This is a genomic window from Streptomyces albidicamelliae (genome assembly GCF_025642175.1).
GTDB lineage: Bacteria > Actinomycetota > Actinomycetes > Streptomycetales > Streptomycetaceae > Streptomyces > Streptomyces albidocamelliae.
The window spans coordinates 969,504-984,839 of the sequence record NZ_CP106795.1 but is presented as its reverse complement, the minus strand read 5'-3'; the positions used below and the strand labels follow the sequence as shown (position 1 = coordinate 984,839).

At 74.1% G+C, this 15,336-nt stretch carries 15 protein-coding genes; 7 read left to right on the top strand and 8 right to left on the bottom strand.

Translation table 11 applies throughout. The features are described 5' to 3' along the window. Positions 1-15: 15 nt before the first annotated feature. Positions 16-1,443 (bottom strand): PP2C family protein-serine/threonine phosphatase, encoded by a 1,428-nt coding sequence (locus tag N8I86_RS04760; RefSeq protein WP_263277176.1) that lies wholly within the window; start codon positions 1,441-1,443, stop codon positions 16-18. A 348-nt stretch (positions 1,444-1,791) separates the two neighbouring features. Here N8I86_RS04760 and N8I86_RS04755 point away from each other — a divergent pair, with 348 nt between their 5' ends. Continuing rightward, positions 1,792-2,205, top strand: a complete 414-nt coding sequence (locus tag N8I86_RS04755; RefSeq protein ID WP_123438903.1) for an SsgA family sporulation/cell division regulator — start codon at positions 1,792-1,794, stop codon at positions 2,203-2,205. 35 nt (positions 2,206-2,240) lie between these two features. On the opposite strand, the gene N8I86_RS04750 is transcribed toward N8I86_RS04755, so the two are convergent. Together N8I86_RS04750 and N8I86_RS04745 are read right to left on the bottom strand one after the other, a co-directional pair. Then, the gene (locus tag N8I86_RS04750; protein WP_073894479.1) at positions 2,241-3,251 is read right to left on the bottom strand and encodes a Gfo/Idh/MocA family protein; all 1,011 of its coding nucleotides are present in this window, start codon (positions 3,249-3,251) and stop codon (positions 2,241-2,243) included. Positions 3,252-3,388: 137 nt separating this feature from the next. Further along, positions 3,389-4,483, bottom strand: a complete 1,095-nt coding sequence (locus N8I86_RS04745) for a baeRF3 domain-containing protein (RefSeq protein WP_073894477.1) — start codon at positions 4,481-4,483, stop codon at positions 3,389-3,391. A 156-nt stretch (positions 4,484-4,639) separates the two neighbouring features. Between N8I86_RS04745 and N8I86_RS04740 the strand changes: the two genes are divergently transcribed. Together N8I86_RS04740 and asnB are read left to right on the top strand one after the other, a co-directional pair. Further along, positions 4,640-5,419, top strand: a complete 780-nt coding sequence (locus tag N8I86_RS04740; RefSeq protein WP_263277175.1) for an alpha/beta fold hydrolase — start codon at positions 4,640-4,642, stop codon at positions 5,417-5,419. Positions 5,420-5,695: 276 nt separating this feature from the next. Further along, complete coding sequence (asnB, locus tag N8I86_RS04735; RefSeq protein WP_263277174.1) at positions 5,696-7,537, top strand: asparagine synthase (glutamine-hydrolyzing); 1,842 nt, start codon at positions 5,696-5,698, stop codon at positions 7,535-7,537. On the opposite strand, the gene N8I86_RS04730 is transcribed toward asnB, so the two are convergent. Together N8I86_RS04730 and N8I86_RS04725 are read right to left on the bottom strand one after the other, a co-directional pair. Next, complete coding sequence (locus tag N8I86_RS04730; protein ID WP_263277173.1) at positions 7,530-8,054, bottom strand: DUF4232 domain-containing protein; 525 nt, start codon at positions 8,052-8,054, stop codon at positions 7,530-7,532. The two genes, asnB and N8I86_RS04730, sit on opposite strands and share 8 nt — an antisense overlap. A 147-nt stretch (positions 8,055-8,201) precedes the next feature. Continuing rightward, positions 8,202-9,806, bottom strand: coding sequence for an alpha/beta hydrolase (locus N8I86_RS04725; RefSeq protein WP_263277172.1), 1,605 nt, complete (start codon positions 9,804-9,806; stop codon positions 8,202-8,204). Positions 9,807-10,094: 288 nt separating this feature from the next. Here N8I86_RS04725 and N8I86_RS04720 point away from each other — a divergent pair, with 288 nt between their 5' ends. Both N8I86_RS04720 and N8I86_RS04715 read left to right on the top strand, forming a co-directional pair. After that, a complete protein-coding gene (locus tag N8I86_RS04720) occupies positions 10,095-10,757 on the top strand; it encodes a chaplin (protein ID WP_263277171.1) in 663 nt (220 codons plus the stop codon). A 176-nt stretch (positions 10,758-10,933) separates the two neighbouring features. Continuing rightward, the gene (locus N8I86_RS04715) at positions 10,934-11,788 is read left to right on the top strand and encodes a GNAT family N-acetyltransferase (protein WP_073894468.1); all 855 of its coding nucleotides are present in this window, start codon (positions 10,934-10,936) and stop codon (positions 11,786-11,788) included. A gap of 12 nt (positions 11,789-11,800) precedes the next feature. On the opposite strand, the gene N8I86_RS04710 is transcribed toward N8I86_RS04715, so the two are convergent. Together N8I86_RS04710 and N8I86_RS04705 are read right to left on the bottom strand one after the other, a co-directional pair. Next, the gene (locus tag N8I86_RS04710) at positions 11,801-12,283 is read right to left on the bottom strand and encodes a nucleoside deaminase (protein ID WP_263277170.1); all 483 of its coding nucleotides are present in this window, start codon (positions 12,281-12,283) and stop codon (positions 11,801-11,803) included. Beyond that, positions 12,267-13,553, bottom strand: a complete 1,287-nt coding sequence (locus N8I86_RS04705) for an MFS transporter (RefSeq protein ID WP_263277169.1) — start codon at positions 13,551-13,553, stop codon at positions 12,267-12,269. The genes N8I86_RS04710 and N8I86_RS04705 overlap by 17 nt, the downstream gene beginning before the upstream one ends. A 58-nt stretch (positions 13,554-13,611) precedes the next feature. Between N8I86_RS04705 and N8I86_RS04700 the strand changes: the two genes are divergently transcribed. Both N8I86_RS04700 and N8I86_RS04695 read left to right on the top strand, forming a co-directional pair. Continuing rightward, positions 13,612-13,998 (top strand): MerR family transcriptional regulator, encoded by a 387-nt coding sequence (locus tag N8I86_RS04700; protein ID WP_073895310.1) that lies wholly within the window; start codon positions 13,612-13,614, stop codon positions 13,996-13,998. Between the two features lie 41 nt (positions 13,999-14,039). Further along, positions 14,040-14,816 carry a GNAT family N-acetyltransferase gene (locus tag N8I86_RS04695; RefSeq protein WP_263277168.1) on the top strand — a complete coding sequence of 259 codons (777 nt, stop codon included), beginning with the start codon at positions 14,040-14,042 and terminating at the stop codon, positions 14,814-14,816. A 193-nt stretch (positions 14,817-15,009) separates the two neighbouring features. Here N8I86_RS04695 and N8I86_RS04690 read toward each other — a convergent pair whose 3' ends face one another. Continuing rightward, positions 15,010-15,273, bottom strand: a complete 264-nt coding sequence (locus N8I86_RS04690; RefSeq protein WP_073894462.1) for a GlsB/YeaQ/YmgE family stress response membrane protein — start codon at positions 15,271-15,273, stop codon at positions 15,010-15,012. Positions 15,274-15,336: the final 63 nt, after the last annotated feature.

The following is a 15,336-nucleotide window of genomic DNA, read 5'->3' as shown; positions in this document are numbered from 1 at the left end:
TGCCCGCGTGCCGGTTCAGCCGGTGACCCTGGCGACGAGTACACACCCGTCGTCCGCGCGTCCGGCCTCGCCGAACTCCTCGACGACCGCCCGCAGACAGTCCTGCGCGGTGGGCGCCGCGCCCAACTGTGGGCCGAGGCCGAGCAGTCGGTCCACGGCCCCTGATGTGCCGCACCCGGCCGCCAGGCCGTCGGTGTACAGCAGAAGGAGGTCGCCCGCCCGGAGGTGCTCGACGGCCTGCCCGTAGGCGGTGCCGGTGGTCGCGCCGAGCAGGACACCGTCCGGTGCGTCCAGCACACGCCCCGTCCCGTCGCGATACAGCAACGGGGCGGGGTGTCCCGCCTGCGCCCAGAGCAGGGTGCGGGTCTCCGGCCGGTAGCGGCAGCAGAGGGCGCTGCCGAGGGCCGGCTGCACGGTGGCGTCCAGTAACTGGTCCAGGAGGGCGAGCAGTCGGCCCGGTTCGGTGCCGGCCATCGCCATGCCGCGTACGGCGCCGAGCAGCGTCGCCATGCCGGAGGCGACGGCGACCCCCTGTCCGGTGAGGTCGCCGACACTGAGCAGGGTCTGCCCGTCGGAGAGTTCCAGCGCGTCGTACCAGTCCCCGCCGATCAGCCGGCCGGTCGTCGCGGGCAGGCGGTGGCCGGCGAGGTCGAGGGCCGGTGGTGCCCGGTGCGGGAGCCGCAGGGGGCCAAGGCCCGGCGGCAGTACGGCTTCCTGCAACTCGGTCGCGATCCGCTGCTCGGTCTCCTCCTGCCGGCGCTGGTGCCGCAGCGAGTCGCGGCTCTCGCGCACGTCGCGCCGGCGGCGCCGCAGTTCGCTGACGTCGCGCAGCACGGCCCACATCGAGGCGGTGCCGCCGTCGGCGCCCAGGACGGGCTCGCCCATCATGTGCACGGTGCGCACGGTGGTGTCGGGCCGCAGGACGCGGAACTCCCCGTCGATCGGCTTCCCGTCGACCAGGCAGTCGGTCACCATCGCGGTCAGGGTCGGCCGGTCCTCGTCCACGACCAGGGAGGGCATCTCGTCCAGGGTGAGGGCGGGTTCGTCCGGGTCGCGGCCGAGGATCTGGTACAGCTCCCCGGACCAGGTGGCCTCGTCCGTCAGCAGGTTCCACTCCGCACTGCCGACGCGGCTGAGCAGCGAGCCGCGCGGGGTGCCGACCGGTGGCCGGACCGCCGGGGGAGCGGGGGACTCGGCCGGACCGGGCTCCGGGCCGTCCCGCAACTGGGCCAGATGCGCGTCCAGATCGTCCAGTTGGTGCAACGCGAGGTCGTACAGGGCGCGCTGCCAGCGGTCCTCCGGGTCCGCACCGTCGCTCCTGGTGTCCCGCCGTACGGCGTCCACGTCCCCCTTGAGGCGCCGCGCCTGCGTGATCAGCGACTCGACCGAGCCGCGTCCGGGTGGCTGGGCGGCTGGGTGGTCCGCGGAGACTGGGGACGGCATGACGACTCCGAAGGGGGACGGTACGGCCAGGGAGGACGGGCGGGGACCGTTACGACTGTGGCACAGCCCGCGACGCCCCGTAAGGGATTTGGCAACACACGATACGGTGGTGCTTCCGGCATATGCCAGAGTCTTCCCGGACTGTTCCGCGGGTACGAATGGTGTAGGCGTGGCGCCCGTCAAGTCGTAGACGGTCTACGAGAGTTGCCCTTTGCCGACGGTCACCGTGCAGTGATCACGCAGGTGTTCGACGCTCATCTGTTCCCTCGCGGCGACGAAGGCCGGTACCGGCCGGATTCTGACCGGATTTGGCGCCATGCGAAGGGCCCTCACGGACTCCATTAAGGCATGGACATCTGCATCGAACAGCCCGCCCACGCACGGCTCATCACCGCGGAGGACCGGGAGGTCCCGGTGACCGCCACGCTTCGCTACACCGCGGCCGATCCGCTCGCCGTCTTCGTGGACTTCCCCGCCGAGGCGGCCCTGGACGGCGAGGAGCTCACCTGGATCTTCGCGCGTGCCCTGCTCGACCAGGGACTGCGGGCCCCGGCCGGCCACGGGGACGTGCAGATATGGCCGTGCGGCGGCACGCGGACGGTGCTGGAGTTCCACTCGCCGTACGGACTGGCCCTGTTGCAGTTCCAGGCCTCGGCGCTGCGCCGCTTCCTGCTGCGGACCTATGCGCTCGTCCCGGCCGGGCACGAGGACCTGGCGGCCGTGGTGGAGCGGGGGCTGAGCGCCCTGTTCGACGGGGTGTGACGCGCCGGGCGGGAGGCTCCCCCGTGCCTCCCCTCCTAGCGCGGGCGGGGGCGCGGGGCGAGATCGACGGCGACCCGGCCACCCGTGTGGAGGGACCGCACGCCCGCCTCCGCCACGGCGGACGCGGCGTAGCCGTCCCAGACACCCGGCCCGGTGACCTCCCCGCGCCGGGTCGCGTCGACCCAGGCCTGCACCTCGCGGTCGTAGGCGCCGGCGAACCGCACGAGGTAGTCCTGCGCCACCTCCTGCGCGGCGCCGCCCCCGGTGGTGACCACCATGGTGTGCTCGTCGCCGATCCGGGCGCTGCCCTTCTCGCACACGGCCTCGCAGCGCACCTGGTAGCCGAAGCCGCTGTTGACGAAGACCTCGACGTCGACGAGCGCCCCCCGCTCGGACTCCAGCAGCACGAACTGCGGGTCGATCAGGCCCTCGGGAGCGTCCGACGACGGGGTGGGCCGCAGCACGGTCACCGCCGTCAGCTCCTGACCGAGCAGCCAGCGGGCCGCGTCGATCTCGTGCGAGACGGAGCTGTTGACCAGCATGGCGCTGGTGAAGTGGTCGGGGGACGAGACGTTGCGGTGGGTGCAGTGCAGCATCAGCGGCCGGCCGAGGCGCCCGGCGTCGAGGAGTGCCTTCAGCCGCCGGTACTCGGCGTCGTACCGGCGCATGAACCCGATCTGCGCGAGCCGCCGGCCGAGTGCGGCCTCCGCCTCCACGATCCGCAGCGCGCCCGCGGAGTCCGGCACCATGGGCTTCTCGCACAGCACCGGCAGCCCGCGTGCGAAGCAGGCGAGCAGCGCCTCCTCGTGGGCCGGACCGGGGGAGGCGACGAGGACGGCCGCCACACCGGGCGCGTCCAGGGCGGCGAGGTGATCGGTGTGCACGGTCACGCCGGTGAGGCCCGCGGCGGCCTGCTTCGCCCGTTCGATGTCGGGGTCGGCCACGGCCGCCACCCTGGCGCCGCTGACCACTTGGTCGAGACGCCGTATGTGGTCGGCGCCCATGTGGCCGGCCCCCAGTACCGCCACACCCAGCAGGCCACCCATGTGCGAACTCCCTCCCGCCGACGATCACGCCGTAGCGTACGCCGACGGGAGACGGCCTTCCCGGGTGGCCCGGCGGGCCGCCGCGGGATGCCTTGGGGTCTCGGCTGGGGCGAGGGCTGGGTCAGGGGAGGGGTGTTTCAGTACCGCAGCACGCCCGCGATGCCGTCCGAGTCGCTCAGCGTGCCGTCGGGGACGAACCGCACCTCGGCACCGGTCTCCAGACACTGCTCGACGATCTCGTCCACGATGTCCTCGCGGGCGTCGAGGTCGCCGGGCTCGGCCGGCACCAGGTGCTCGCCGTAATCGCGGACGACGGCGCGGTAGTTCTCCTCCACGGCGAGCAGCCGGACCCGGCCCTCCCGGGCGTTCTGCCACAGCTCGTCCAGACCGGCCGCGTAGTTCCGGTGCCCCCGCGCGGAGGTCAGCTCGCGGACCACGGACGAGGTGCTCCGGGTCGACTCCGCCTCCAGGACGGGCGCGACGGCCTGCCACACGGCGTCCGGCCCGCTGTGCGCGAGACCTCCGTGGCGGACGTGCACGCCGCACTTGGCGACGCTGCCGACCTCCTCCATCAGGGAGAGCGCCGCCTGTTCGCCGGTGATGTACAGCGGGCGGGGCTGCTCGCGCAGGATCGCGGTCATCGCGGTGTCCGCCTCCCGCAGGAACTGCCGGGTGCCCTCGTCGCGGAAGGTGCTCGGTGAGTCGCCGATGCGCATCTGGCGTTCGGCGTCGAAGTTCGGCCGGGCGCGGTCGAGCGGGAAGTCACCGGAGTCGGCCTCGACGACGCGGTCCGGTCCGCCGCTCCACAGCGTGACGCGGTCGGCGGAGACCGACAGCACCCAGAAGGGCCGTTCCGCGGCCTGCGCGGCGACCAGGTTGCGGGTGAGGAAGGTGTCCGACAGCACCACGCGTTCGGGGACGGTGCGGGCCAGCGACCACACCTGGTGCTCGCCCGGCGCGGCGAAGATGACCAGGCCGTCCTCGGCGTGCGTCAGGTCCACCTCCGACAGCGCCCGGTCGAGTTGCGCCTCGACGTCGGCGCGCCGGTCGCGGGTGACCGCGGGATCGGACTCCAGACGCTTGCGGGCCTCGGCCACGACGTTGCGCAGCCGGACCGGATCCTGGCCGCTCCCGCGTTCACGGCGGTGCGTGGGGGTCAGAACGGACACCGCCGGGTAGGGACGCGGGCGCCGCAGAAGGGCAAGGGTTGCGGGACTCAGTGCGTGCTCCATGACACGACGATAGGGCCGATTCGCCTTTACGGCATTCGGGCTAATCCGGGGCGAAGGCGCCCTGCCCCACCAAGGCGGCCGCCGGTGACGCGGTGCCCCGCGCACCGCTACCGTACCCGTCAGTAACCGGACCGTACCGTGCCCCTGGAGGCCCTTATGCCGCAGCTTGAACTCGACGGAGCCGCCCTGACGTATGACGACGAGGGGCCCCGCGACGCGGTGGACGTGCCTCTGGTGTTCGTCCACGGCTGGACCGCGAACCGGCACCGCTGGGACCACCAGACGGCGCACTTCTCCGGCAGACGCCGGGTGATCCGCCTGGACCTGCGCGGACACGGGGACAGCACGGGCGCCGGGGTGCGCACGGTCGCCGAGCTCGCCGAGGACGTCCTGGCCCTGCTCGACCATCTGGAGGTCGAGCGGTTCGTGCTGGTCGGCCACTCGATGGGCGGGATGATCGCGCAGACCATCGCCCTCGCCCATCCCGCCCGGGTCGAGCGGATGGTGCTGGTCAACTCCATCGGCCGGATGACGTACAGCCGCGGCCGGGGCCTGCTGATGGCGGCGTCCACCCTCGTGCCCTTCAAGCTGTTCGTCGCGGCCAACATCCAGCGGGCCTTCGCGCCCGGGTACCCGCGCGAGGAGATCCGCGAGCACGTCCGGGCCTCCGCCGGCACGCCGCGCGAGGTCGTCATGACGCTGTACGGCGCCATGCGGGCCTTCGACGTTCTCGACCGGGCGGGGGAGATCCGCGTGCCCACCCTGATGGTGCACGGCTACCACGACGTCCAGCTGCCGGTAGGGCAGATGCTCCGGATGGCCAAGGCCTACCCGGACGCGGAGGTGCGCATCCTGGACGCCGGCCATGAACTGCCCCTGGAGAGGCCGGCGGAACTCACCGCGGCGCTGGAGCGGTTCGTGACCGTGAAGCCGTGAACCTCCGGGGGTTTGGGGAAGTCTTTGCCCGTGGCCGGTTCCGCACGGAGCCGGCCCGGCGGCGCGGGGCCCACCGGATTTCGCGAAGGCAAAACGCGGCCGGAACCACGGGGGTGGCGGGGCCGTCCGGCGGACGGCCGCGTTGACCGCGCGCGAGCGCCGACGGAGGCTCGTCATATAGGTGCTCGATACATCTGGTTGGGTCGCGGGGCAGCGGCCGCCCGCGGACGCGGACGGGCGGCGGTCCCGGGGCGAGCCGGAGGCAGGAGGTAGCGCATGTGCGGCATCACCGGATGGGTCTCCTTCGACCGTGACCTGACCGCCGAGGGACCCACCCTGCATGCGATGACCGAGACGATGGCCTGCCGGGGCCCGGACGCCCGCGGCACCTGGGCCGAGGGGCCCGCCGCCCTCGGCCACCGCCGGCTCGCCGTCATCGATCTCCCCGGCGGCCGTCAGCCGATGTCCCTCACGGTCCCCGGGGGCGCCGTCGCCCTGGTCTACTCCGGGGAGGCGTACAACTTCACCGAGCTGCGCCGGGAACTCGAGGGCCGCGGCCACCGGTTCACCACCGACTCCGACACCGAGGTCGTCCTGCACGGCTACCTCGAGTGGGGCGACGCGGTCGCCGAACGCCTCAACGGCATGTACGCGTTCGCCGTCTGGGACGGCCGCCACGACAAGCTCGTCATGATCCGCGACCGCATGGGCATCAAGCCCTTCTACTACCACCCGACCCCCGACGGCGTCCTCTTCGGCTCCGAGCCCAAGGCGGTCCTCGCCAACCCGCTGGCCCGCCCCCGCGTCTCGCTGGACGGCCTGCGCGAACTGTTCGTCCTGGTCAAGACGCCCGGCCACGCGATCTGGGACGGCATGCGCGAGGTGGAACCCGGCACCGTCGTCACCGTGGACCGCTCCGGCCTCACCACCCGCGCCTACTGGCGGCTGGAAACCCGCCCGCACACCGACGACCGGGACACCACGATCGCCACCGTCCGTACGCTCCTGGACGACATCGTGCGCCGGCAGCTCGTGGCCGACGTACCGCGCTGCACCCTGCTCTCCGGCGGCCTCGACTCCTCCGTGATGACCGCGCTCGCCGCCCGCCGGCTCGCCGAGTACGACGAGAAGGTGCGCAGCTTCGCCGTCGACTTCGTCGGCCAGGCGGACCACTTCGTCGCCGACGAACTGCGCGGCACCCCCGACACCCCGTTCGTGCACGACGTGGCCGGGTACGCCGGCACCGACCACCGGGACATCGTGCTCGACGCCGACTCCCTCGCCGACCCCGCCCTGCGCGACCAGGTGATCCGCGCCCGCGACCTGCCCGCCGGCTTCGGCGACATGGACACCTCGCTCCTGCTGCTCTTCCGCGCCGTCCGGGAGAAGTCCACCGTGGCCCTGTCCGGCGAGTCCGCCGACGAGGTCTTCGGCGGCTACCTCCAGTTCTTCGACGAGGAGGCCCGCGCCGCCGACACCTTCCCCTGGCTGGTGCACATGGGCCGCCACTTCGGCGACGACTCCGACGTGCTCCGTCCGGACCTCGCCAAATCGCTGGACCTGGCGGGGTACGCCGCCGACGGCTTCCGGTCCGCCGCCGCCCGGGTCGACCGGCTGGAGGGCGAGAGCGATTTCGAGTACCGCATGCGGCGCATGAGCCATCTGCACCTGACCCGCTTCGTCCGCGCCCTGCTGGACCGCAAGGACCGGATGAGCATGGCCGTCGGCCTGGAGGTCCGGGTGCCGTTCTGCGACCACCGGCTGGTCGAGTACGTCTACAACGCCCCCTGGGCGCTGAAGTCCTTCGACGGCCGGGAGAAGAGCCTGCTGCGGGAGGCCGCGGCGGACGTGCTGCCGCGCTCGGTGTACGACCGGGTCAAGAGCCCCTACCCGTCCACCCAGGACCCGCGGTACGCCCGCGCGCTCCAGGACCAGGCCAAGGACCTGCTCTCCCGGCCCTCCCACCGCGTCTTCGACCTGGTCGACCGGGACCGCGTCCGCCGGGCCGCCGAGCGGGAGGCGCCGGTGGGCAGCCAGTGGGCCCGGCGCGGCCTGGAGCGCACCCTGGACCTCGCCCGCTGGCTCGACCTGTACACGCCCGAGCTGGACCTCAGCTGAGCCGGACGGCCCGGTCGGCGGCCGCCGCCGACGTCTTCCACCACGTCGTCACCGGCTCCCACACCAGGACCTTCTTCCCGGTGCCGAGCCGCGCGGCGGTGAAGGAGCGGCCCCAGTGCGCCGTGGACGCGGCGACCGTCAGCGAGTCCGTCCGGCGGGCCTCGGGGTCCGCCGGGTCGCCGATGGTGCGCACGTCCGCGTAGGCGGTGCCGCCCGCCGCGAGCCGGTAGGTGCCGGTGCCGCCCGCCGGCTCCGGGAGCGCGGCGCCGTCCAGGTCCCCGAAGGTCACCGTGGGCACCCGGTCGACGACACAGGCACGGCCACCGCGGTTGGTGACGCTCATCCGCACCACGGTCCGGTCGGTGGCGACGGCCTTCGCCCGGACCGTCAGCGCCTTCTCGGCGCAGCGCGCGGTCGGGGCCCGCCCGCCGGCGGCCTGGCTCTGCGGCGCGGTCAGCAGCAGGGCGGCGGTGGCGGCCGAAGCGGTGGACACGGCGATGGCGGCGTGGAGACGCATGGTGTTTCCCCCTGTCGGGTCGTACGGGAAGGGGTGGTCGAGGCTCGCCTGCCCGGTGGGACGGCCGGGGAATCCGGACGGTTGTCACGGATTCGCGCCCGACACCCGTGTGGGTGGTTCCTGTCGTCCGTCGGGGTGTTCGCCCTCTCAGCCGGAGGTGCCCACGCCGGCGCTCCAGTCCTTCCCGTTCGCCGGGCAGGAGCTGCCGCTCGGCGGCAGGGAGCCGTAGAGCAGGAAGTCGTTGACCCTGCGGTGCACACAGGTGGAGGACGAGTAGCCGGTGTGGCCCTCGCCCTTGTTGTCGAGGACCACGGCCGACGGTCCGAGCCGCTCGGCCGTCTCGACGGTCCAGCGGTACGGCGTCGCCGGGTCGCCGCGGGTGCCCACCAGCAGCATCTTCGCCGTGTCGACGTCCTTGACCCGGTCGCGGACGAAGTCCGTGCCGCGGGGGCGGCCGTAGCACATCAGCAGCTGGGTGAGCCGGTAGCGGCCGAAGACCGGTGACGCCCGGTCGTAGGCGGCCCGCAGCTCCCGCAGGTCCGCGGTGATCCGCCGCTCGTCCGGCCGGTCGGGGTCGTCCGCGCAGTTGATCGCCATCAGGGCGGCCGACAGGTTGTCCGCCGGCACCTCCTCGGCGTCCACGAGCCCGCCGTCACCGCGGTGCCGTTCCCCGCGCACACCGATGCCGCCGCCGGCGAAGTTCAGTACGCCCCGGGTCTCGCCGTCCTCCACCAGCGAGGCCAGCGCCCGCTCCAGCGAGGGCCACAGGTCCCGGCTGTAGAGGGCCTGCGCGAGGGCGCCCACCAGGTCCTGGCCGGAGAACGAGCCGCCGAGATTCGTCGGCACCGGGTTCTCGTCGAGCGAGCGCACGATCCGCAGCACCTCGTCGCCCGCCGCGCGCCGATCGGTCCCGAACGGACACGCGATATCCGTCGTGCACCAGTCCAGGAAGTCGTCCAGCGCGGTCTGCTGCCCCTGGGCACCCGCCAGCCCCTGCTCGGACAGCGGCTCGGTCAGGGTGTCCACCCCGTCCAGGACCAGCCGGCCGACGTGGTGCGGGAACTGCGCCGCGTACACCGCGCCCAGCCGTGTGCCGTAGGAGAAGCCCAGGTAGTTGAGCTTCTTGTCACCGAGTGCCTGGCGGATGACGTCCATGTCGCGGGCGGCGTTCACGGTGCCTATGTGCGGCAGCACCGGGCCCGAGTGCCGGGCGCACGCGTCGGCGGCCCGCCGCAACTGCTTGAACAGCGCCGTCGGATGATCGATGTCCGGCTGCCGGCCGGTCGGCACCGCGGTGTCGTCGGTGCCGTCGCCGCAGCTGACGGGGGAGGAGCGGCCGACCCCGCGCGGGTCGAAGGTGACGACGTCGTAACCGTTGGTCAGGTCCATGAACTGCCGCCCGTCGTCGGCGAGCTCGCTGACACCCGCACCGCCCGGGCCGCCGAAGTTCAGCAGCACCGAGCCGCGCGACGGGCCGGTGGCGCGGTAGCGGGCCAGCGCCACGTCCAGGGTGCCCGCGCGCGGGTGGGCGTAGTCGACCGGCACGGTGACCTTGCCGCACTGGAGGTCCTTCGGCACGTCGGGCGTCTCGCAGGCGGCCCACTTCACCTGCTGCCGGTAGAAGCGCGAGAGGTCCGGCCGCGGCTGTTCGGCGGCGGCCGCGGGCAGCCCGGCTCCGACGAGCGCCAGGGCGAGGACCCCGGCACCCGCGCAGCGCCGCACCGCGGGCCGTGGGGACAGCTTGACCAGCATCGCTCGCCTCCCGGGGCGCCCCCGCGGACCGGGACCGCGCCCTCGGATCACCATAAGCGGGCCCCCGAGGGCCCGCCTCCCGACGAGCGGAGCGGCACCCGGTGCCGTACCCTGCGCACCCTCCGTCCCGGCCTTCCGGTTGGTGATCATTGGTCGGGTTTCCCTGCAGTTCGATAAGCCTGCCACTCGATGGGGTGAAAGACCGATAAGCCATAACTCGGATGGTGCGTCTGCGTTTGAAGAGGTGCGGGCGACTGCCCGCGACCATGTCTGGAAGGCAGGGAACCTATGAGACGGGCTACCCGAAACGGTGTGATCGCCGTCGCCGCCGCGTCCGGCGCGATGGCCATGGCGCTCCCGGTGTCCGCCGCCTTCGCGGCGGACGGCGCCTCGGCCGACGGTACCGCGGTCGGCTCGCCCGGGCTGATCTCCGGCAACGGCATCCAGCTCCCGGTGGACGTGCCGGTGAACGTCTGCGGCAACACCGTGGACATGGTGGGGCTGCTCAACCCGGCGGCGGGCAACACCTGCGCGAACACCGGCGGCGCGGGAGAGGGCGGATCGTCCTCGTCCGGCGGGGCGTCCGCCCACGGCGCCGCGCAGGACTCGCCGGGAGTGGCGTCGGGCAACGCCGTCCAGCTCCCCGTCCACCTGCCGGTGAACATCAGCGGGAACAGTGTCGACGTCGTCGGCGTGGGCAACCCCGCCACCGGCAACCAGTCGGTCAACGGCCCCACCGAGCGGCCGCGCACCCCGCGCCACCCGCACACCCCGGCGCCGAGGCCGGCGGCCCCCGTGAAGGCGCACCCGCATCACGCCCCGCGGCCGGCCGGGGCCTCGCTGGCCCACACCGGTGCGGATCTGACGGCGCCCGCGGTCGCCGGCAGCGCCGCGCTGCTCGTCACGGGCGCGGTCCTCTACCGCCGCTTCCGCCCGGAGCACACCCGCTGACCGGCCGGGCTCCGAGGCCCCACCCGGCGGCAGCCCGGTGGGGCTTCGCCGCGCACCGGGCACGACGGCCGAACTCCTCATGGCGCCGCGGTCGTTGATCGGAAAGGATGCTGCGGGCGGCCCCGGCCGGGGCCGCCCGCACGGCAGCCCGACCCCGAAGGAAACGGAGCGCACCGATGACCTCTGCGGCCCCCCACGACCTCGTCGTCACCCAGGCCACCCTCGCCGACTGGCCGGTGATCAGCGGGTGGGCGGCGGCGGAGGGCTGGAACCCGGGACTGTCCGACGGGCCCGCCTTCTTCGCCCAGGACCCCGGCGGATTCTTCCTCGGCCGGATCGACGGGGAGCCGGTGTCCGCCGTCTCCGTCGTCAATCACGGCCCCGACTACGCCTTCCTCGGCTGCTACCTCGTCCGGCCCGACCTGCGCGGCCACGGCCACGGCCTCACCACCTGGAAGACCGCCCTGGCCCACGCCGGCAACCGCACGGTGGGCCTGGACGGCGTCGTCGCCCAGCAGGACAACTACCGCCAGTCCGGCTTCGAACTCGCCCACCGCACCGTCCGGTTCACCGGGGTCGCCCCCGAGCTGCGCCCGGCACCGGGAGTACGGCCCGCGGGCCCCGCCGACCTCGCCGACCTCGTGGTCTACGACGGCGCCTGCTGCCCGGCCGACCGCCCGCGGTTCCTCGCCGAGTGGCTCACCGGCCCCGGCCACCGCGCCTACGTCCGCCACGACGGCGGCCGGCTCGCCGGGTACGGCGTGATCCGCCCCGGCGTCGACACCCTGCGCATCGGGCCCCTCTTCGCGGACACCGCCGCGGACGCCCGGGCCCTGTTCTCCGCCCTCGTCGCCGACGCCGCCGGCCGGGAGATCGCCGTCGACGTGCCCGAGCCGAACGCGGCCGGTGCCGCCCTCGCCGAAGAGGCCGGACTGCGGCCCTCCTTCGAGACCGCCCGCATGTACACCGGTCCGGTGCGGGCGCACGCACGGGAGCGGGTGTTCGGTGTCACCACACTCGAACTGGGCTGACCCCGGCCGGTGTCACCCGCGCGGTGCCCAGCACCGGCGGTGCAGTTCCCGTACCTCGGCCACCAGCTCCGGCACCGGACCCTCGACGGCCACACCGGGCGCGACCTCACGCACCGGCAGGGACCGCACCGGCGGCGCGGGCACGCCCAGCTCGGCCAGCCAGCCCGTGAGCTGCTCCGAGGAGGCGACGTAGACGATCCGGCCGAGCCCCACCCAGGCGTGCGCCGCCGCGCACATCGGGCAGTGCTCGCCGGAGGTGTACACGGTCGCCGCCGCGCGCTCCTCGGGTGCGAGACGCCCGGCGGCCCAGCGGGCCAGTGCGAACTCGGGATGCCGGGTGCGGTCGCCGCCGGCCACCCGGTTGCGGTCCTCCGCCAGCACCGTCCCGTCGCCGGCCGCGAGCACCGAGCCGAAGGGCTCGTCCCCCGCCTCCAGCGCCTCGGCCGCCAGCTCCACGCAGCGGCGCAGATACCCGAGCTCACTGTCCCGCACCATCGGCGCACCTCCTCACGGCATGATCTCCGGCCGGGCTCGTCACGGCCACCGAGGCGACCCCGGCCACCGGCCCCGTCGTCGGGACAGCCCCGCGCCGCCGCGGGGGAAAGGCGTGCCGCCGTGCGGCGACGACCGTGGCGAGGGCCAGCAGGGCCGGGGGGAGGGCGGTCCAGGGCAGCGCCCCGGGACCCGCCGTGTCCAGGGCCAGGCCGCCGGTGAGCGAACCGGCGGCGATGCCCAGGTTGTACACCGTGGTCTGCAGCGAGGTCGCCACATCGGCGTCGGCCGGACCGGAGGCGTCCACCAGCGCGGTCTGGATCAGGGTCGGCGCCCCGCCGAAGGCCACGCCCCACAGTGCCACCCCGGCGACCAGCGCCGCGGGCCGCCCGGCGCTCGCGCCCAGCACCGGCAGCACCCCGGCGAACAGGGCCAGCGCCCCGAGCAGGGTGCGGCGCGGCCACCGGTCGACCAGCAGGCCCGTGACCCAGATCCCGGCCACCGTCGCGCCGCCGAACACCGCGAGCAGCAGGCCCGTACGGCCGTATCCGGAGTGCGCGGCGAACGGGGCGACGTACGTGTACATCACCTGATGCCCCAGCAGCAGGAGCAGCGTCACGGACAGCACGGGGCGGATTCCCGGACGCGTCGCGACCCGGACGACCGGCACGCGCGCGTGCGCGGGCTCCCCGGGAAGGCCGGGCACCCGCGCCCGCACCCAGCCGACGAGCAGCAGGGCGAGCAGGGCGGCCACGGCGAACGCGGCCCGCCAGCCCAGCGCGCCCGCCAGCGCGGTACCGGCGGGCAGCCCGCACGCCAGGGCCAGGGTGATCCCGGCGAGGACGACCGCGATCGCCCGGCCGCGCCGCTCGGCCGGCACCGTCCTGGCCGCGTAGCCGACCAGCATCGCCCACAGCGTGCCGCCCGTCGCCCCGGCGAGCAGCCGGGCCGCGAAGGTGAGCGGGTACGACGCCGAGAGCGCGACCACGGTGTTGCTCAGGGCGAGCCCCAGCAGCGCACCGCACAGCACCCGCCGCCGCGGCAGTCCGCGCAGCACGGCGGTCAGCGGGACCGCCGCCAGGAAGGAGGCGGCCGCGTAGGCGGTGACGAGGTAGCCGATCCGGGATCCGGCGACGCCGAGGGCCGGTGCCATCGCGGGCAGCAGGCCGGCCGGAAGGAGCTCGGTCAGAACGGCGGTGAACGCGGCGCAGGACAGGGCGAGCAGCCCCGACCACCGCAGCGGACCGCCCTTGACCTGGGAGGACGCAGTCATGCGACCATGGTGGAAGCCTGACATCAGTGTGAAGGTCAAGCGCGTACCGGAGGTCGGCATGCGGATCGGTGAGCTCTCGCGCCGGACGGACGTCCCCGCCCGGCTGCTGCGGTACTACGAGGAGCAGGGACTGCTGTCCCCCGAGCGGACCGGCAACGGCTACCGCAGCTACCCCGAGTCCTCGGTCGCCGACGTCCGGCAGATCCGCGGCCTGCTCGACTCCGGTCTCACCACCGAGATGATCCGCGTGATCCTGCCGTACCTCTCCGGACCCGGCGAACTGCACCCGCCCGCGGAGTGCGTGACCCCGCGCACGGCCGCCCTGCTCCAGGACCACATCGACCGCATCCAGGCCCGCATCGACTGCCTCGCCCGCAACCGCGACCGGCTGAGCGGCTATCTGGCCGCCGTACGGCCGCAGGCGGGCACGCCCGGCCCCCCGTAACTCCGTTGCCCGGCGCGGGACGGGCGTGCTGGAGTGGGCGCATGGATCACACGGCGGTGCTCGCCCTCTACGACCGCGACATGCGCGAGGGCGCCCGGCCCGACGGCCCCACCGCACGGATCGAGCGGGCCGGCGCGGTGGTACGGCAGATCGCGGACGAGCGCGGCTGGAACGGTGTGCTCTGGTCCGGCCTGGACGCGGCCGGCGCGGACCGGGCGATCGACGAGCAGATCGCCTTCTTCACCGGCCTCGGCCGCGACTTCGAGTGGAAGCTGTACGGCCACGACCGGCCCGATGACCTCGGCCGCCGGCTCGCCGCCGCGGGCTTTCGTGCCGAGCCCGAGGAGACGCTGATGGTCGGCGAGGTCTCCCGCCTCGTCCTGGACGGCCAACAGCCCGAGGGCGTACGGGTCGTGGAGGTCACCGACCCGGCCGGCGTCGACCTCGTCGTGGACGTCCACGAGCGGGCCTTCGGGACCGACGGCACCCGGCTTCGGCACCGGTTGCTCGACGGCCTCGCGGCCGCTCCCGAGGCGGTCGTCGCCGTGGTCGCGCTCGCGGGTGGCGAGGCCGTCGGCGCCGCGCGCATGGAGCTGGTGCCAGGCACCCGGTTCGCCGGGCTGTGGGGCGGCGGCACCGTCGAGGCCTGGCGGGGCCGGGGTGTCTACCGCGCCCTGGTCGCCCACCGTGCCCGCGTCGCCGCCGCCCGTGGGTACCGCTACCTCCAGGTCGACGCCTCATCCATGAGCCGCCCCATCCTGGAGCGCCTGGGCTTGCACGCGCTCAGCACCACCACCCCCTACCTGTACGGCGGTTGACCGTCCCCTAGGGCCTGTCGTTTGGATCATGCCGGCGTCGCGGGGCGTGGCACGCGCATCTGCGGCGTTGTCGTCGGTTGTCGACGCTCCGCGTCGCCGCCCTCCTCCGCCTTGCAGCTGCACGCACCACGCCCCGCTCGGGTCGGCAGACAAGGCACCGTGGGCCAGGCCGGCCTGATCCAAACGACAGGCCCTAGCGGCGGACCCGGGCCCGGTCGAGCGCCGCGACGCCCACGGCGGCCAGGCCGATCTGGATGAACCACTCGATCCAGTCCGGCCCCTTGGTGTCCGCGACTCCGAACCCGGCGGCGATCGCCGAGCCCAGCAGCGCGGCGACGATGCCGACGGCGACGGTCCACAGCACGCCGATGTGCTGGCGTCCCGGCACGACCAGCCTGCCCAGCACGCCGATGACGAGCCCGATGACGATGGCGCTGATGACGCCCGAGATCTCCATGGCTCTCCCCTTCCACGCTCCCCGCGGCGAACCCCGCTGCCGAGGATGTGCCCGCCGCGGGCC